The organism is Burkholderia sp. Nafp2/4-1b (genome assembly GCF_003635165.1).
Lineage (GTDB): Bacteria > Pseudomonadota > Gammaproteobacteria > Burkholderiales > Burkholderiaceae > Burkholderia.
In genome coordinates, this window is record NZ_ML058604.1 from 19,564 (window position 1) to 38,174 (window position 18,611).

The window sequence follows — 18,611 nt, forward strand, 5'->3', positions numbered from 1 at the left end:
CGGACTGTCGTCCGGCCTTTCGTGCGCTCGCGCTTAAGCGGTTGCGACCGGGATCTTGCCGATCTTCGCTTGCCACTCCTTCGGACCGGTCTGGTGCACCGACGTGCCCGACGAATCGACGGCCACCGTCACCGGCATGTCCTGCACGTCGAATTCGTAGATGGCTTCCATGCCGAGATCTTCGAATGCGAGCACCTTCGCGCCGCGGATCGCCTTCGACACGAGGTAAGCCGCACCGCCGACCGCCATCAGGTACGCGGCCTTGTGCTTCTTGATCGCTTCGATCGCGACCGGGCCGCGTTCGGCCTTGCCGACCATCGAGATCAGACCCGTCTGAGCGAGCATCGTCTCGGTGAACTTGTCCATCCGCGTGGCCGTCGTCGGGCCTGCCGGGCCGACGACTTCGTCACGCACCGGATCGACCGGGCCGACGTAGTAGATCACGCGGTTCGTGAAATCGACGGGCAGCTTCTCGCCCATCGCGAGCATGTCGGCGATGCGCTTGTGCGCGGCGTCGCGGCCCGTGAGCATCTTGCCCGACAGCAGCAGCGTCTGGCCCGGCGCCCAGCTCGCGACTTCTTCCGGCGTCAGCGTGTTCAGGTCGACGCGCTTGCTGGTTTCCGTGTTCGGTTCCCACTGGACCTTCGGCCACGCGTCGAGCGACGGCGCCTCGAGCTTCGCGGGGCCCGAGCCGTCGAGCACGAAGTGCGCGTGACGCGTTGCCGCGCAGTTCGGGATCAGCGCGACCGGCTTCGACGCGGCATGCGTCGGCGCGGCCATGATCTTCACGTCGAGCACGGTCGCGAGGCCGCCGAGGCCCTGTGCGCCGATGCCGAGTGCATTGACCTTCTCGTGCAGTTCCACGCGCAGTTCCTCGACCCAGTCCTTCGGGCCGCGCGCGATGATTTCCTGGATATCGATCGGCTCCATCAGCGATTCCTTCGCCATCAGCATCGCCTTTTCAGCGGTGCCGCCGATACCGATCCCGAGCATGCCCGGCGGGCACCAGCCCGCGCCCATCGTCGGGACCGTCTTCAGCACCCAGTCGACGATCGAGTCCGACGGGTTCAGCATCACGAACTTCGACTTGTTCTCCGAGCCGCCGCCCTTCGCCGCGACCTGCACGTCGACCTTGTCGCCCGGCACGATCTCGTAGTGGATCACGGCCGGCGTGTTGTCCTTGGTGTTCTTGCGGGCGCCTTCCGGCGGGTTGACGATCGATGCGCGCAGCACGTTGTCCGGGTGCGTGTAACCGCGACGCACGCCTTCGTTGATCATGTCGGTGAGGCCCATCGTCGCGCCGTCCCAGCGCACGTCCATGCCGACCTTCACGAAGATCGTGACGATGCCGGTGTCCTGGCAGATCGGGCGCTTGCCCTCCGCGCACATGCGGCTGTTCGTGAGGATCTGCGCGATCGCGTCCTTCGCGGCCGGGCTCTCTTCCAGCTCGTACGCGCGGCCGAGGGCCTGGATGTAGTCGAGCGGGTGGTAGTAGCTGATGTACTGCAGCGAATCCGCGATGCTCTGGATCAGGTCTTCCTGTTTGATGACGGTCATGGCTGAGACTCTGTGGGGACTGTGGGGAATGCGTTGCCGGCGGTTCAGGCCGCCTGCCGGGACGCCGCAGGCGCGTGCGTCTCGTGGAAATGGGCCGGGTGGGTGTGCGTCGTCAGGCGGTCGACCCACGCCATCACGAGCGCCGACACGAGGAACGATACGTGGATGATCACCTGCCACATGATCGCGTGCGTCGTGTGCTGGTCGGGGTTGATGAAGGTTTTCAGCAGGTGGATCGACGAAATGCTGATCAGCGCCATCGACAGCTTGACCTTCAGCACGCCCGCGTTCACGTGGTCGAGCCACTCGGGCTCGTCCGGATGGCCCTCGATGCCGAGGCGCGACACGAACGTCTCGTAGCCGCCGACGATCACCATGATCAGCAGGTTCGAGATCATCACCACGTCGATCAGGCCGAGCACCGCGAGCATCACGCTGATTTCGTCGAGGCTCGTCGCGTGCGACAGCAGATGCCAGACTTCCTTCAGGAACAGGAATACGTAGACGGCTTGCGCGACGATCAGGCCGAGATAAAGCGGAACCTGGAGCCAGCGGCTCATGAAGATCAGCGCGGGCAGCGGGCGGAGCGGGCGACGCGCGGGGCGGCCGAGCGAATGCGGGGCGGTCATGATGGAACGGGTGTGGTGCGCAGGTATCGGGGGGTAATCTTGAAAAGGCGCGCTATTGTAACGCGTCGGCCGGCGCGGCTGCAGCGACGCACCGGGACTGCCGGGGCCGGATCAGGATGCGGCGGCCGGCACGCGCTTCACGCGCAGGCTCGCGAGCACGATGCCGGTAACGACGCACGCGAGCGCGATGCCGTGCGCGAGCGTCGGTCGTTCGCCGAGGAACACGATGCCGTACGCGGCGGCCGCGACCGGCAGCACCGCGCTGAACACGCCGGCAAGGCTGCCCGGCACATGGCGGATGCCCTTCATCCACAGCCAGAACGAGAAGATGCTGGCCGACAGCCCGTACCAGACGACGAGCGCCCACGTGCCGGCCGGCACGCTCGCGTAATCGAAATGCCACAGCGCGGTCGCGCCGAGCGGCAGCATCAGGCATAGACCGAACAAATGCGTGTAGGCGCAGATGTCGATCGGCGCGAGCGTCTGCGTGAGCCGGCGCGACAGGATCACGTAGATCGATTCGCAGCATACGGCGCCGAGGATCAGCAGGTTGCCGGTCAGCGAGCCGGACGCGGTGCCGCCGGCGCCGTGCGCTGCGGTGCCATTGGCGAGGTTGATCGTCACGACGCCGGCGATCGCGAGCGCGATCGACACGAGCGCACGGCCGTTCGGTTTTTCACGCAGGATCAGCCACGCGAACAGCGCGACGATGGCCGGGATCGTGCTCGTGATCACGCCGGCCGCGACCGCGCTCGTGCGCTGCACGCCATTGAGCATCAGCAGCGTAAACATGAAGGTGCCGAAAAACGCCTGCAGGAACAGGTTCAGCCATTCCGCGCGCCGGACCGCGCGCATCTTCACCGGACTGAACAGCGGCCACAGCACGGCGATCGCGATCACGAAGCGCAGCGTGGCGAGGATGGCGACCGGGACGAAGACGACGATGGATTTACCGATACCGACGTTGCTGCCGACAAACAGCATCGACAGGATGAGGAAGAGGGCGTAGCGATTCAAGCTGGAGTCCGGGGGGCGAGTTCAGTTAGGATTGTAGGGTCGCGTTTGTAACAGCGTAAAGCAGGCTGTAAAGCGCAGACTGTAAAGCGCCGACCGTTGAGTGGCGCGGCGTGCGAAACGGCGTGCCGCGTAAGTGACGGGTAAGTTCGAGCGCTTATCGTGGAAATCGTCGGGCCGTACCTTCACCGTCGCGTGACGTGGTGCGGCGCAGCATCGCGCGCAGCCTGCGGGCCGCGCGCGGGTGGGTAGGAGACAGCGGCGCACATGCGCCGGCCAAGACACGCGGCGCACACGATCGCGCCGCCAGAGGATTCATGTTCACCAAGGGGTAGTCGATGTCTGCGATTGAATCGGTTCTTCACGAAACCCGTCAATTTGCGCCGCCCGCGGCGCTCGAGAAGGCGGCAACCATCTCCGGCATGCCGGCCTACCGCGCACTGGCAGCCGAAGCCGAGCGCGATTACGAAGGCTTCTGGGGGCGTCTCGCGCGCGAGGGCCTCAGCTGGCACAAGCCGTTCACCAAGGTGCTCGACGAGAGCGACGCACCGTTCTACAAGTGGTTCGACGACGGCGAGCTCAACGCGTCGTACAACTGCCTCGACCGTCACGTCGAAGCCGGCAACGGCGAGCGCGTCGCGGTGATCTTCGAAGCCGACGACGGCACCGTCACGCGCGTCACCTATGCCGACCTGCTCGCACGCGTGTCGCGCTTCGCGAATGCGCTGAAGAAACGCGGGATCGGCAAGGGCGATCGCGTCATCATCTACATTCCGATGTCGATCGAAGGCATCGTCGCGATGCAGGCCTGCGCGCGCATCGGCGCGACGCACTCGGTCGTGTTCGGCGGCTTCTCCGCGAAATCGCTGAACGAGCGGCTCGTCGACGTCGGCGCGGTCGCGCTCATCACCGCCGACGAGCAGGCGCGCGGGGGCAAGACGCTGCCGCTCAAGAGCATCGCCGACGAAGCGATCGCGATGGGCGGCTGCGAAGCGGTGAAGAGCGTGATCGTTTATCGCCGCACCGGCGGCAAGATCGACTGGCACGCCGAGCGCGACCTGTGGATGCACGAACTGACGGACGGCGAGTCCGACACCTGCGAACCGGAATGGGTCGGCGCCGAGCATCCGCTGTTCATCCTGTATACGTCGGGTTCGACCGGCAAGCCGAAGGGCGTGCAGCACAGCACCGGCGGCTACCTGCTGTGGGCCGCGCAGACGATGAAGTGGACCTTCGACTGGAAGCCCACCGACGTGTTCTGGTGCACGGCCGACATCGGCTGGGTCACGGGCCACACGTACATCACGTACGGGCCGCTTGCGTGCGGCGGCACGCAGGTCGTGTTCGAAGGCGTGCCGACCTATCCGGACGCCGGGCGCTTCTGGAAGATGATCGGCGATCACAAGGTCACGGTGTTCTACACCGCGCCGACCGCGATCCGTTCGCTGATCAAGGCGGCCGAAGCCGACGACAAGGTCCATCCGAAGAGCTATGACCTGTCGAGCCTGCGCATCATCGGCACGGTCGGCGAGCCGATCAATCCGGAAGCGTGGATGTGGTACCACAAGCACGTCGGCCGGGAGCGCTGCCCGATCGTCGATACGTGGTGGCAGACCGAAACCGGCGGCCACATGATCACGCCGCTGCCGGGCGCGACGCCGACGGTGCCCGGTTCGTGCACGCTGCCGCTGCCGGGCATCATGGCCGCGGTGGTCGATGAAACCGGCCAGGACGTGCCGAACGGGCAAGGCGGGATTCTCGTGGTCAAGCGTCCGTGGCCGGCGATGATCCGCACGATCTGGGGCGACCCGGAGCGCTTCAAGAAGAGCTACTACCCCGAGGAACTCGGTGGCCGGCTTTACCTCGCCGGCGACGGCACGGTGCGCGACAAGGACACCGGCTACTTCACGATCATGGGCCGCATCGACGACGTGCTGAACGTGTCGGGCCACCGGCTCGGCACGATGGAGATCGAGTCGGCGCTGGTGTCGCACGAGCTGGTGGCCGAAGCGGCGGTGGTCGGCCGGCCGGACGATACGACCGGCGAAGCGGTGGTCGCGTTCGTAGTGCTGAAGCGCTCGCGCCCGGAAGGCGAGGAAGCGGCGGCGCTCGCGAAGACGCTGCGCGACTGGGTCGGCAAGCAGATCGGGCCGATCGCGAAGCCGAAGGACATCCGCTTCGGCGACAACCTGCCGAAGACGCGCTCGGGCAAGATCATGCGACGCCTGCTGCGTTCGCTCGCGAAGGGCGAGGCGATCACGCAGGACACGTCCACGCTCGAGAACCCGGCGATCCTCGACCAGCTCGCCGAAGTGCGTTGATCGCGCCTGTTGTGCACGTCGTGCACACGAGCCCCTGCGCGGCAATCCCGATTGCCCGCGCAGGGGCTTTTTGCTAAATAACGGCATGACCGTTCCGTCCCGTCCGGCGCCTGCTGCGCCGCCGCCCGTACCCGAACCGCTCGCGCGTGCCCATGCGCGCTATTGGCGCTTCAACGTCGCGTTGATCCTGGTGCTGATGGCGATCGGCTTCACGGTGTCGTTCGTCGTGCCGTTCTTCGCGCCCGCGCTCGCGGGCATCCGCTTCGCCGGCTTCAGCCTGCCGTTCTATGTCGGCGCGCAGGGCGCGATTCTCGTGTATCTCGTGCTGATCGTCGTGTACATCGGCCTGATGCAGCGGGCGGACCGCACGCTGCGGCGCGCGTACGACGACCATGCCGCGCAGACCGGCGATGTGCACCATGCGCGCTGATCCATGCTGACGCATCGATTGATTCGCGCGTACGCGCTCTACACGCTCGGCTTTCTCGGCTTCATATTGCTGTTGTGGCGGATCGAGCGCGCAGCCGGCTCCGGCGTGTGGATCGGCTACGTGTTCCTGTTCGTGCCGATCGCCGTGTATGCGGTGATCGGGCTGCTGTCGCGCACGTCCGATCTCGTCGAATACTACGTGGCCGGGCGGCGCGTGCCGTCCGCGTTCAACGGGATGGCGACGGCGGCCGACTGGCTGTCGGCGGCGTCGTTCATCGGTCTCGCCGGCTCGCTCTATGCAACCGGCTACGATGCGCTTGCGTACGTGATGGGGTGGACGGGCGGCTTCTGCCTCGTCGCGTTCCTGCTCGCGCCGTATGTGCGCAAGCTCGCGCGCTACACGATTCCCGATTTTCTCGGCACGCGCTTTTCGAGCACCGCCGTGCGCGCGCTCGCGGCCGGTGCGGCGATCCTGTGTTCGTTCGTCTATCTGGTCGCGCAGATCCAGGGGATCGGACTGATCGCGACGCGCTTCATCGGCGTCGACTTCGCGATCGGGATCTTCTGCGGGCTCGCGGGCATTCTCGTGTGCTCGTTCCTCGGCGGGATGCGCGCGGTCACGTGGACGCAGGTCGCGCAGTACATCATCCTGATCAGCGCGATCCTGATCCCCGTGTCGCTGATCGCGATGAAGAACGGGCTCGGGCCGGTGCCGCAATTCAATTACGGCAAGCTGATGGAGCGCGTGGCGGCGCGCGAGGCGCAGGTGCGCGACGCGGCCGAGGAGCAGCAGGTGCGCGATGCGTATCGTCGGCAGGCCGCGCTCGTGCAGACGCAGCTCGATCGCTTGCCCGGATCGTATGCGGACGCGCGCAGGAAACTCGTCGACCAGCTCGCGGACCTGCGGCGTCACAACGGGCCGCTGCGCGAGATCAACCAGCGCGAGCGCGAACTGGCCGATTTTCCGCGCGACCCGACGGCAGCGCGCGTGACCTGGACGCAAGTGCGCGACGATCTGCTCGCGCGGGCCGAGCCGCCCGTGCCGATGCATGAGCCGTTTCCCGCGGCGAACGATGACGAGCGCAAGCCGCGCGAGCGGAATTTTCTCGCGCTGTTGCTGTGCCTGTCGCTCGGCACCGCGAGCCTGCCGCACATCCTCACGCGCTACAACACGACGACGTCGGTGGCGTCCGCGCGGCGCTCGGTCGGCTGGACGCTGTTCTTCATCGCGCTGTTTTATCTGAGCGTGCCGGTGCTCGCGGTGATGATCAAGTACGAGATTCTCGCGAACCTCGTCGGGCGGCCGATCGCCGAACTGCCCGCGTGGGTCACGCAGTGGCATCACTTCGAGCCCGATCTGATCAGCGTGGTCGAAGTGATTCGCGACGGCATCGTGCACTGGTCCGAAATCCAGATGCAGCCGGACATGGTCGTGCTGGCCGCGCCGGAAATCGCGGGGTTGCCGTATGTCGTGTCGGGGTTGATCGCGGCGGGCGCGTTGGCTGCGGCGCTGTCGACCGCGGACGGGTTGCTGCTGACGATCGCGAATGCGTTGTCGCACGACGTCTATTACTGCATGGTAGCGCCGGATGCGTCGAGCCAGCGGCGCGTGACGATTTCGAAGGTGCTGCTGCTCGGCGTTGCGCTGTTCGCGTCGTATGTCGCGTCGCTCAATACCGGGAAGATTCTGTTTCTGGTCGGGGCTGCGTTTTCGCTTGCGGCTTCGAGCTTCTTTCCGGTGCTCGTGCTCGGTGTGTTCTGGAAACGCACGACGACACGGGGGGCGATCGCCGGGATGGTGACGGGGTTGGCGGTGTGCGTGTACTACATCGTGTCGACTTATCCGTTCTTCACGCAACTGACCGGGTTCGCCGGGCGCACGTGGTTCGGCATCGAGCCGATCAGTTCAGGCGTGTTCGGGGTGCCGGCGGGGTTCGCGGTGGCGATCGTCGTCAGCCTCGTTGATCGGCAGCCGGATGAGTATACGCGGGCGTTGGTGGATTACATTCGGCATCCGTGATGCGGGGCGGCGGCGGGTTGGGAAGGCCCGCGACAGGCGGGTCGGGAACCCGAGCGGGCCGGCCGGCACACAAATGAAAATGCCCGCTGGCGCGGGCATTTGAATTCTGGCGGAGAGAGGGGGATTCGAACCCCCGATAGGCGATTAACCTATACACGCTTTCCAGGCGTGCGACTTAAACCACTCATCCATCTCTCCGGAAGACCGAGAGTATAGCAAACTCTGGCGGCGGCCCGCCACTCCCTTCGACGATCGAGCGACTCTGGCCCGAAATCCCGCTTTGGAGGGCATGTCGCGTTGAATCGGAAGCGCTCGAGCCGACGCGGCGCATCTCGGCAACAGCGGCACGCGGCCCCGACTCTGCTATCTTCCCGGGCATCTCATCGCTTCCCCGACTTCCATGACCGACCGCATCGTCGCCGCCTTCGATTTCGACGGCACCATCACGACCACCGACAGCTTCCGTCATTTCGTCCGCTACGCGGTCGGCACACCGCGCTTCGCGTGGGCCGGCCTGCGCGCGCTGCCTTGGCTCGTCGCAATGAAGGCCGGCTTGCTGTCGCGCGGCGATGCGAAGGCGAAGTTCGCGTGGTTCGCGCTCGGCCCGATCCGCGAGGAGGCGCTCGACGCGCTGGCGCGCCGCTTCGTCGCCGATTACCTGCCGAACCTCGTGCGTCCGGACATGCTGGAACGCGTGCGCGAGCATCAGGCGCGCGGGCACGAAGTCGTGCTGGTCAGCGCGTCGCCGTCGCTGTATCTGGAGAAGTGGGCGAAGACCGTCGGCATCGATACGGTGCTCTCGACGCGGCTCGCATTCGAGCGCGGCGCGTTCACCGGGCGGCTGAACGGCGAGAACTGCTGGGGGCCGCAGAAGGTCGTGCGCTTGCGCGGCTGGTGGGGCAAGCGGCCGCCGGCGAAGCTGTTCGCGTACGGCGACAGCCGCGGCGACAAGGAGATGGCCGAACTCGCGAACCACGCGTGGATTCGCGGGCACGGACCGCTGCTGCCGATCGGCGACTGATGAACTGACGGTCTGACGGGAACGGCGTGCCGATGCGCGCCGCGCCCGCCCACGCATCCGCCGCTACGCGTCGGCCTGCTGCACGCCGCGCGTACGGCGCACCGGACGATATGCACCCCAGCGATTCGCGCGCCTGAACGTGCCGACGTCATTGAACCGCACACCGACCTCACGCAGCGCCGCATGCGCGGTGCGCGCGGTCAACTGCCGGATGTAGAACGGATCGCGCACCACGAAGTGATGGATCGCGTGCGTGCTGCCGAAGTTGAAGCAGAACAGCTGGAACGGCAGCATCCACCACGGGTTGAGCACCTGCGTCTGCTGGATCACGTTGCGCGAATCGATGTCGCCGAAGTAATGCATGTTCGAGCTGACGAAGTTGATGCAGAAGCTGCGCAGGAAGTTCGGCCCGAGCCACACCACGGCGAGGAAATCGACGACGCGCATCACGCGCTCGACGACGACGGGCACCGTCACCGCGACGCCGAATGCATGCAGCGCGAACAGGCCGACGTGATAGACGATGAACGCGTGCCACAGCGCGTAATACACATGCCCGATCGGCATGTAGGACGACACCTGCTCGACGCGCAACTGCGCACGTTCGGCCGCATCCTGCACCGGCTGCGCAGCGACATACTGCTTGACCTTGCGGCGCATCGCAGCGGGCCGCAGCACGACGGCGAGCATCCCGTCCGCGATCATCAGCAGCCGCTTCACGCCCCAGCGTTCACCGTTGGTGATGCCGAATTCCTCGAGATCCGATTCGCCGCCCGACACCTTGTGGTGATGCAGGTGCATGCGCCGCCGCGTCCACGGGTTGATCGTGCCCGGTCGCGCGAGCCAGCACAGCGCCATCATCAGGTGATGGACCCAAGGCGTCTTCTTGAAGTACATCAGGTGGATCAGGTCGTGTTCCAGCTCATGGATCAGCGACGTGACGAACGCGGCGAGCGGCAGCGCGACGTACCATGCGAGCGCGCCGCGCGCATACAGCCACGCGATCGCGAGCATCGCGCTCACGGACACGGCCATCACGGTGCCGCCGACGAGGTTCTGGTTGTCGAGCAGCGGAAAGCGCGCGCGGATCGCGTCGCTCGCGGCGTTGACCTCGCGGCGCACATACGCGACCTTGTCGGCGTCGTGGCGAAAGACGGTTCGTGCGGGTTGGCTCATCGACCGGAATCCGTGCGGAAAGAGTGGGGCAGCGGGGCGCAATGCCGATGTGACAAGCATAGGCGCGCGCCGTCGCGCACACGAGGGCCGCCGGTGCCAATGATGGTGTCATTTCGGGCCAGGGTGGCCGATGCAGCGGCTTCCGATGCGGCGGCGCGGCTAGAGGGCCGCGGTGGTGTCATTGCGGGCCAGCGACGCTACAATCCGCCGAAACCGCTCCGGAGTCCGCCGCATGGCCCTGTCCGTCCCGGATGCCGCGCGCCAGCTGAACAAGGCGACGGTATCGTCCGCGTATGCGTTGTTCATGCTGATGCTGGCTGAGGAACGCGGCATCGACGGCGGCCGCATTCTCGCCGGCTCGGGCCTCGAGCGCGACCGGCTCGCGCGGCCCGACGCGCGCATCACGCCGCTGCAGCAGGCGGCGATCGTGTTCAACCTGCTCGACGCGACGAACGATCCGTCGATCGCGATCGAGATCGGCCTGCGCAGCAGCCTCACGAAGTCCGGGCTGATCGGCTTCGGGCTGATGAGTTGCGCGACGCTCGGCGAAGCGATCGCACTTGGCATCCGCTACCTGCCGACGCGCGTGCCGTTCTTCTCGGTGCGGCTCGCGCAGCTCGACGGGATCGTCGACATCGACGTGCTCGAGGCATTTCCGCTCGGCCGGCTGCGCCAGTTCGCGGTGGAGAACTTCGTGGTCGAGACGGCGATGCTGTTCAACTCGCTGCTCGATCCGGCGCCGGGGCGTACGCTGCAGTCGCGCGCAGAGCTGCATTTCGAATGGCCGGAGCCGCCGTGGTTCGAGCGCTATCGCACGCGGCTGCCGCGCTGTCATTTCGATGCGAGCGCGAACCGCATCCGCTGCGACGCCGCGCTGCTCGACGAGCCGATCGGCACCGCGAACGCGCAGACCGCGCAGATGATCGTCCAGCAATGCGAGGCCGAACTCGCGCGGCTCGGCTATGCGGAAAGCATCGTCGAGCGCGTGCGCAATTTGCTGATCTGCGCGGACGCCGGTTATCCGTCGGTGGACGAGGTCGCGCGCGAGCTGCACGTGTCGGCGCGCACGTTGAAGCGCAAGCTCGCGGAATTCGGCGCGACCTATTCGGCACTGCTCGACGAGATCCGGCTGCGCGATGCGCTGCGCTTGCTCGAGGGCACGCAGTTGCCGGTCGACGAGATCGCGGCGCGGGTCGGCTACACGGACCGCGCGAACTTCACGCGGGCGTTCAAGCGCTGGACCGGCGTCGCGCCGAGCCAGCGGCGCTGACGGCGAGCCGGGGCCGAGGCCGAGCGCGGTGGGGCGCTGCCCGTCGTTCGCCCGGCATCGATCAAGCAATCAGGCGATCAAGCGGTCAGGCGGTCAGGCGGTCAGGCGGTCAGGCAGGCGATCAGGCGGTCAAGCGGTCAGGCGGTCAAGCGATCGGGTGATCAGCCGATCCGTCGACCATCGGACGATCAGACGACTGCAATCCAGTTCGCCCCGCGCCCACCCGCCACCCGTGCGTGTAACGTGAGCGTGCCGTCGTCCGGCGCGATCGCGTAGACCGACACATATTCCGACCGCTCGCCGCACGCGACGAGCCAGCGTCCCGACGGATCGATCGCGAAGCCGCGCGGCTGCGTCTCCGTGGTGATTGCGTGCGCGGGTTCCAATGTGCCGTCCGCCGCGCGCCGATAGCAGAGCAACTGGCTTGACGTGCGTTCGCTGACATACGCGAACCGCTCGTCGGGCGTCAGATGCAAATCGGCGGCCCATACGGCCGGCTCGGTCGGCGCGGGCGGCCGGGCATGGCCTTGCGCGAGGTCGGCGATCGCAGGATGGCGCGCACTGACCTGAGCATCGCCGAGGCGGCCGCTGTCGGCATCGCGCGCGAACGTCGCGAGCGTTGCCTGGAATTCGCTGACCACGACGAGCGCATGGCCGTCGCGCGCGAAGCGCAGGTGGCGCGGCCCGAAGCCGGCCGGCACGCGCGTTTCGCCGTGCTCGACCGCGCGCAGGCCGCCGGCATCCTCGATCAGCGCGAACGTGAAGATCCGGTCCGAGCCGAGCGAGCTCACGTACGCGAACCGGTTGTCCGGCGACACGATCACGGCATGCGCGTTCGCGATGCCGTCCACGACCTGCAGCGGCGTACTGTCGCCTTCGCGCACGCGCGCGGCATCGTAGACGCTCAGCGAGCTGCCGCCGTACGACGCGCCGAGCAGCCAGCGACCGCTGCGGTCGAGCGACAGGTATGCATGGCTCGCGTCGACCGCGGTCGCGCCAATGCGGGCGAATGCGCCGGTATTCGGTGCGACGCGGAACGCGACGATCGTCGGCTGCTCGCCGCGCGTCGCCACATAGAGCCGCGCGCGATCGGGCTGCACGGCGATCGGCATCGCGGCGTCGCCGGCCGGGTAGCGGGCGAGCGGCGCGAGCGTGCCGTCGCCGGCGAGCGAGAACGTGGCGAGGTCGCCGTCGGCGGCATTCGAGACGACGACGGTGAGGCGGTCAGTGTTCGGCATGGCGGAGCATCGAGGGGTGCGTGAAGGACTCGTCGGCCGGCAGCCCGCGCGGCGGATCGCTGCGCCGGTGCGTGCGGGCGAACAGCGCGGCCACCGCGGCGACGAGGGACGCGATCGCGAGCGCATAGAGGCCGCCCGTGATCGAACCCGTATGTTGCTTCAGATAGCCGAAGGCCGTCGGCGCGACGAACCCGCCGAGGTTGCCGATCGAGTTGATCAGCGCGATCACGGCCGCGGCGACGCGCGTGTCGAGATAGCCCTGCGGGATCGGCCAGAACAGCGACGACGCGGCCTTGAAGCCGAGCGCGGCGAAGCAGATCGATGCGAACGACCACACGGGATCGTGCGACGTCGACGCGAACAGCCCGCACGCGGCGAGCACGAGCGCGAACGACAGCCAGCGCTGCGGATGCTTCCACTTCGCGGACAGCACCGCGAAGCCGTACATCGCGCCGATCGCGATCATCCACGGAATCGTGTTGTAGAGGCCGACCTGGAAGTCGGTGAGCCCGCCCATCTTGCGGATGATGGTGGGCAGCCAGAAGGTGGCCGCGTAGATCGTCAGCTGGATCGCGAAATACAGGAAGCAAAACAGCACGATCTGCGGGTCGCGCAGCAGCGTCGCCGCCGATACGCGCACCTTCGAGCGCACGTCGCGGGTCGCACGTTCTTCGTCGAGCGCATTCTGGAGCGCCGCGCGCTCGTCGGCGGTGAGCCACGTCGCATCGCGGATGTGCGATTTCAGCAGCAGCCAGGCCGCGCCGCACAGCGCGACCGAGAATAGCCCTTCGATCAGGAACATCCACTGCCAGCCCTGCAGGCCGAAGCCGTGGATCGACAGCAGCGCGCCGGTCACGGGACCGGACAGCACCGACGCGAACGCGGAACCGCCGAGGAAGATCGCCATCGCCTTGCCGCGTTCCTGCGGCGGCAGCCATTGGGACAGATACAGCACGACGCCGGGGAAGAAGCCGGCCTCGGCCGCACCGAGCAGGAAGCGCAGCGCATAGAACGACGTGTCGTTCCACACGAACGCCATCGCGGCCGCGACGATGCCCCACGTCGCCATGATCCGCGCGAGCCAGATGCGCGCGCCGTAGCGCTGCATCAGCAGGTTCGACGGCACTTCGAACAGCGCGTAGCCGACGAAGAACAAGCCGGCGCCGAGCCCGTACGCGGCCGCGCCGATACCGATCGACGCTTCGAGGTGACGGTCGACGAAGCCGACGTTCACACGGTCGATGTAGTTCGCGATGAACATGATCAGCACGAGCGGCAGCACGTGCCACTTCACTTTCGAGACGGCGGACGCGAGCGGATCGCGGCCGGGCAGGGCGGGTGAGGTCAACGGGAGTCTCCGGTCGGGCGGCGAACGGGGCAGCGCGCCGCGTTCATGCCGAGATGGCGATGTAGGTAGTATGTCGTCGTACAACATAGTACGCTGGAGACGTGGCGATGACGTCGTGGGTTTACCCGAAATTAGCCCAAATATTGGGGAATATCAGGAGGGAGGCAGCGCGTCTCATAACATCTGATGACGTATGACGTGCATGGCCAATGGGCATGTGCGCTGCGTCGCTCCGCTGCCGACCGCCGAAGGATTTGCCGGGGGGGCGGTGAGCCAGCGTCCCGCGCGAGCGCCGCTACGCCATCGACACGACGCTGTTCAGCAGCGTCTTCACGAGCACCGCCTGTCGCGTCGCGCCCGTTTTCGCGAAGATCCCGCGCAGATGCGCGCGCGCGGTGTTCTTCGTGATACCGGTCGCGGCGGCGGCCTCGTCGAGCGTGAGGCCGTCGACGAGCAGCAGTGCGATCTCGGTTTCCATCGGCGTGAGGCGAAACAGCCGGTGCAGCATGTCGCGCGACGTATGCGGCGACGACGCCGGATCGCGGACGAACACCGCGACGGCCGGCCGGTGCTGGCGGTCCTCCGCGCCGCGATAGGGCGCGAGCGGGCGCAGCAGCACGTTCAACGGCATCGCGCCGCCGGGGCGTGACAGCGTGGTGGCCTCGATGCGCGCAAGTGCGCCCGCCCGAAAATGCTCGAGCGCGGCCTGCAGCGCCTTCTGCAGCCGGCGCTCGTCGAGCGGGCACGATGCATGGAGCCGCTCCTGGCGCAGGCATAGGCCGTCCTGCTGCTCGATCAGCCGCTCGGCGATGCGGTTGTGCTTGATCACGCGGCCATCCTCGTCGAGGATCGCGGTGCCGACGTCGAGCCGGTCGACGGTGCCCGCATACAACGCGCGCTCGGCGTCGAGCACGTCGAGCGCCGCGTGCAGTTCGACTGCGCGCTGCAGGTGCGGCAGCAGCGTCGCGACCTGCGCGCGTTCGGCCGCGTCGAAATCGCGCGCGTGGTGCGGGCGGCTCACGAACAGCGCGCACTCGACGCCGCGTTCGCCGCGCAAGTTCGCGCCGAGGATGAAGCGCAGGTCGAGCGGCTGCAGGTACTGCCGGTAGAAATCGTGCGCGCACCAGCGCGTCGCGCCGAACAGCGCGTCGGCGGTGAATACGTGGCCGGGCGGCTGGTCGAGAAACGGGCACAGCGCGTAGAACTGCTCGCTGTACGACGGCTCGCCGGGCAGCAGCGGGCCGTGGGTCGACGCGTTGATGATGAGCCCGCGCCGCGAGCCGCCGGGGCTGCGCAGCACGAGCGTCGTGAAGCTCGCGTTGAGCCGCACGCGCAGCGCTTCGAGAAAGCCGGCCCACGGCGTCGTTTCGGACGTGCCCTGATAGACGAGCCCGAGCCACGCGCTGAGTTCGCGGGCTGTCCATGCCGCGTCGTCGAAGCCGTCGTGCGCGGCCGGGTCCTCGGGCTCCAGCGCGGTGCGCATGCTCGTGTTCTCCTGGGTCGGGGTGAATGCTCCCGATCCAGCATACCGGCCGGCCAGCGGCCCGCGTCATCCGAACGGAGTAGACGCCGCGAGCCGTGCCGGTGCGACGCGGCGTGCGCCGCGTTCGTGCGGCGTTCGTGCCGCCTTGGTGCTGCCTTCGTGCCGCTTATGCGGCGCGCTCGCGCAGCAGGTACGCGACGATGCGATCGGCCGCCGCCTCCGGCGACTCGGCCACCGTATCGATGCGCAGCTCCGGCTGCGCGGGCGGCTCGTACGGCGAGTCGATGCCGGTGAAGTGCTTCAGCTCGCCGTTGCGCGCCTTCTTGTACAGGCCCTTCGGATCGCGCTCCTCGGCGACCGCGAGCGGCGTGTCGACGAACACTTCGACGAATTCGTCGGGGCCGACCATCGCACGCGCCATGTCGCGCTCCGCGCGGAACGGCGAGATGAACGACACGAGCGTGATGAGCCCCGCATCGAGCATCAGCCGCGCGACTTCGGCCACACGCCGGATGTTCTCCACCCGATCGGCTTCGGTGAAGCCAAGATCGCGGTTGAGCCCGTGCCGTACGTTGTCGCCGTCGAGCAGGTAGGTGTGCTTGCCGAGTGCATGCAGCCGTCGCTCCACGAGGTTCGCGATCGTCGACTTGCCCGCGCCCGACAAGCCGGTCAGCCACGCGATGCGCGGCGTCTGTGCCTTCTGCACCGCGCGCGCATCGCGGTCGACGTCGACCGCCTGCCAGTGCACGTTGTGCGCGCGGCGCAGCGCGAAGTGCAGCATTCCCGCGCCGACCGTGTCGTTGGTGAAGCGGTCGATCACGATGAAGCCGCCGGTGTGGCGATTCTTGTCGTAGGGATCGAACGCGACGGGCCGGTCGAAGCTCAGGTTGCACACGCCGATCTCGTTCAGTGCGAGCGTGCGCGCGGCGAGATGCTCGCGCGTGTTCACGTCGATCTTGTACTTCGGCGTCGTGCAGGTCGCGCCGACCGTCTGTGTGCCGAGCTTCACGAGATACGGCCGGCCGGGCAGCAGCGGTTCGTCGTGCATCCACACGAGCGTCGCCTCGAACTGATCGGCCACCTCCGGCGGTGCGTCGGCACGCGCGATCATGTCGCCGCGGCTGATGTCGATTTCATCGGCGAGCGTGAGCGTCACCGCTTCGCCGGCGCGCGCGACGTCGGCGTCGCCTGCCGGCGTGATCACCGACGCGACGCGGCTTTCCTTGCCCGACGGCAGCACGCGCACGCGTTCGCCGACGCGCACTTCGCCCGACGCGATGCTGCCCGCATAGCCGCGAAAGTTCAGGTGCGGACGGTTGACCCATTGCACGGCCAGCCGGAACGGCTCGTTGCGCGTCACGCGCTCGACGAGCGGCAGGGTGTCGAGATGCTGCATCAGCGTCGGGCCGGCGTACCACGGCATCCGCGCACTCGACGCGATCACGTTGTCGCCGCGCAGCGCCGACATGGGAATGCTGACGATTTCGGCGAGACCAAGCTCGGCCGCGAACGCGCGATAGTCGGCGTCGATGCGCTCGAACACGGTGCGGTCGTAGTCGACCAGGTCCATCTTGTTGATCGCGAGCACGACGCGCCTGATGCCGATCAGCGCGACGAGATGGCTGTGGCGGCGCGTCTGCGTGAGCACGCCCTTGCGCGCGTCGATCAGGATCACCGCGAGATCGGCGGTCGACGCGCCGGTGATCATGTTGCGCGTGTACTGCTCGTGGCCCGGTGTATCGGCGACGATGAACTTGCGTCGCGCGGTCGCGAAGAAGCGGTACGCGACGTCGATCGTGATCCCTTGCTCGCGCTCGGCCGACAGACCGTCGACCAGCAGCGCGAAATCGAGCTCGCCGCCTTGCGTGCCGACCTTCTTCGAGTCGACTTCGAGCTGCGTCAGCTGGTCGTCGAACAGCATGTTCGACTCGTAGAGCAGGCGGCCGATCAGCGTGCTCTTGCCGTCGTCGACGCTGCCGCAGGTGATGAAGCGCAGCAGGTCCTTCGTTTGCGTGTCGTCGGTGTGCGCGGCGGGCGTCGGGTGCGCGAATGCCTCGGGCGTGGTGAGTACGTGTGCCATCAGAAATAGCCCTCCTGTTTCTTCTTCTCCATCGAACCGGCCGAATCGCTGTCGATCAGCCGCCCCTGACGCTCGGACGTGCGCGTGTCGCGCATCTCCTGCAGGATGTCGTCGAGCGAGCTTGCATCGCTGTCGATCGCGCCCGTCAGCGGATAGCAGCCAAGCGTGCGAAAGCGCACCTTGCGCATCTGCGGCACTTCGCCTTCGCGCAGCGGCAGGCGTTCGTCGTCGACCATGATCAGCGCGCCGTCGCGCTCGACCACCGGGCGCTCCTTCGCGTAGTAGAGCGGCACGATCGGAACGTCGTGCAGCCGGATGTATTGCCAGATGTCGAGTTCGGTCCAGTTGGAAATCGGAAACACGCGCAGGCTTTCGCCGTTGCGCTTGCGCGCGTTGTACAGCGACCAGAGTTCGGGACGCTGGCGCTTCGGGTCCCAGCGATGCTGTTCCGAGCGCAGCGACACGATGCGCTCCTTCGCGCGCGATTTCTCCTCGTCGCGGCGCGCACCGCCGAACGCGGCGTCGAAACCGTAGTGATCGAGCGCCTGCTTGAGGCCCAGCGTCTTCCACACGTCGGTGTGCACGGCCGAGCCGTGCGTGAACGGATTGACGCCGTTCGACACGCCGTCGGGGTTCACGTGCACGCGCAGGTCGAGGCCGAGCCGCTTGGCCGTCGCGTCGCGAAACGCGATCATCTCGCGGAACTTCCACGTCGTATCGACGTGCAGCAGCGGAAAGGGCGGCTTTGCCGGGTAGAACGCCTTCATCGCGAGATGCAGCATGACCGAGCTGTCCTTGCCGATCGAATAGAGCATCACCGGGTTTTCGCTTTCCGCGACCACCTCGCGCATGATGTGGATGCTTTCGGCCTCCAGTCGCTCCAAGTGGGTCAACATCGTTCGTCTCCTTGTTTCATGCCGGCGCCGCGCGACATGTGCGGCGTTTCGTGCATGACCTCAAGGTATCGAGCGAGCGCGGTGGCGCTCTTCGTCCGGGTGGACTAACACCGGGTGACGCCGGGCAGC

13 protein-coding genes, 1 tRNA gene and 1 pseudogene are annotated in these 18,611 nt (G+C 67.2%); 5 read left to right on the forward strand and 10 right to left on the reverse strand.

From position 1 onward, the window contains the following. Positions 1–33 precede the first annotated feature (33 nt). The 3 genes from C7H84_RS13100 to C7H84_RS13110 form a co-directional block, all read right to left on the reverse strand. Positions 34–1,557, reverse strand: a complete 1,524-nt coding sequence (locus C7H84_RS13100) for a fumarate hydratase (protein ID WP_121859191.1) — start codon at positions 1,555–1,557, stop codon at positions 34–36. A gap of 44 nt (positions 1,558–1,601) precedes the next feature. Continuing rightward, entirely contained in the window at positions 1,602–2,186 is a 585-nt protein-coding gene (locus tag C7H84_RS13105; RefSeq protein WP_121859192.1) for a TIGR00645 family protein, read from the reverse strand. A 111-nt stretch (positions 2,187–2,297) separates the two neighbouring features. Further along, positions 2,298–3,203, reverse strand: a complete 906-nt coding sequence (locus tag C7H84_RS13110) for a DMT family transporter (RefSeq protein ID WP_121859193.1) — start codon at positions 3,201–3,203, stop codon at positions 2,298–2,300. 335 nt (positions 3,204–3,538) lie between these two features. Between C7H84_RS13110 and acs the strand changes: the two genes are divergently transcribed. From acs to C7H84_RS13130, 3 genes are all read left to right on the forward strand, one after another. After that, a complete protein-coding gene (gene acs, locus C7H84_RS13120; RefSeq protein ID WP_121859194.1) occupies positions 3,539–5,521 on the forward strand; it encodes an acetate--CoA ligase in 1,983 nt (660 codons plus the stop codon). Between the two features lie 85 nt (positions 5,522–5,606). Then, positions 5,607–5,951, forward strand: coding sequence for a DUF4212 domain-containing protein (locus C7H84_RS13125; RefSeq protein WP_121859195.1), 345 nt, complete (start codon positions 5,607–5,609; stop codon positions 5,949–5,951). Between the two features lie 3 nt (positions 5,952–5,954). Beyond that, positions 5,955–7,970, forward strand: a complete 2,016-nt coding sequence (locus C7H84_RS13130) for a sodium:solute symporter family protein (protein WP_121859196.1) — start codon at positions 5,955–5,957, stop codon at positions 7,968–7,970. Positions 7,971–8,077: 107 nt separating this feature from the next. Here the strand turns inward: C7H84_RS13130 and C7H84_RS13135 are convergent. After that, positions 8,078–8,168, reverse strand: a tRNA-Ser gene (locus C7H84_RS13135). A gap of 202 nt (positions 8,169–8,370) precedes the next feature. On the opposite strand from C7H84_RS13135, the gene C7H84_RS13140 reads away from it, so the two are divergent. Further along, positions 8,371–8,991, forward strand: coding sequence for an HAD family hydrolase (locus tag C7H84_RS13140; protein WP_121859197.1), 621 nt, complete (start codon positions 8,371–8,373; stop codon positions 8,989–8,991). A 63-nt stretch (positions 8,992–9,054) separates the two neighbouring features. Here C7H84_RS13140 and C7H84_RS13145 read toward each other — a convergent pair whose 3' ends face one another. Next, positions 9,055–10,167: a fatty acid desaturase gene (locus C7H84_RS13145; RefSeq protein ID WP_121859198.1), complete on the reverse strand. Its 1,113-nt coding sequence runs from the start codon at positions 10,165–10,167 to the stop codon at positions 9,055–9,057. A 232-nt stretch (positions 10,168–10,399) separates the two neighbouring features. Here C7H84_RS13145 and C7H84_RS13150 point away from each other — a divergent pair, with 232 nt between their 5' ends. After that, a complete protein-coding gene (locus C7H84_RS13150) occupies positions 10,400–11,437 on the forward strand; it encodes an AraC family transcriptional regulator (protein WP_121859199.1) in 1,038 nt (345 codons plus the stop codon). 188 nt (positions 11,438–11,625) lie between these two features. On the opposite strand, the gene C7H84_RS13155 is transcribed toward C7H84_RS13150, so the two are convergent. The 5 genes and pseudogenes from C7H84_RS13155 to cysD all read right to left on the reverse strand — a co-directional run. Beyond that, positions 11,626–12,675: a beta-propeller fold lactonase family protein gene (locus tag C7H84_RS13155; RefSeq protein ID WP_121859200.1), complete on the reverse strand. Its 1,050-nt coding sequence runs from the start codon at positions 12,673–12,675 to the stop codon at positions 11,626–11,628. After that, the gene (locus tag C7H84_RS13160; RefSeq protein ID WP_121859201.1) at positions 12,662–14,023 is read right to left on the reverse strand and encodes an MFS transporter; all 1,362 of its coding nucleotides are present in this window, start codon (positions 14,021–14,023) and stop codon (positions 12,662–12,664) included. The genes C7H84_RS13155 and C7H84_RS13160 overlap by 14 nt, the downstream gene beginning before the upstream one ends. Positions 14,024–14,318: 295 nt before the next feature. After that, positions 14,319–15,506: a helix-turn-helix transcriptional regulator gene (locus C7H84_RS13165; protein WP_121859202.1), complete on the reverse strand. Its 1,188-nt coding sequence runs from the start codon at positions 15,504–15,506 to the stop codon at positions 14,319–14,321. Positions 15,507–15,672: 166 nt separating this feature from the next. Next, positions 15,673–17,586: a sulfate adenylyltransferase subunit CysN gene (cysN, locus tag C7H84_RS13170; protein WP_121859203.1), complete on the reverse strand. Its 1,914-nt coding sequence runs from the start codon at positions 17,584–17,586 to the stop codon at positions 15,673–15,675. Beyond that, a pseudogene (gene cysD, locus C7H84_RS13175) lies at positions 17,586–18,503 on the reverse strand (sulfate adenylyltransferase subunit CysD); the annotation flags it as partial. The gene cysN and the pseudogene cysD, both read right to left, overlap by 1 nt. Positions 18,504–18,611 lie beyond the last annotated feature (108 nt).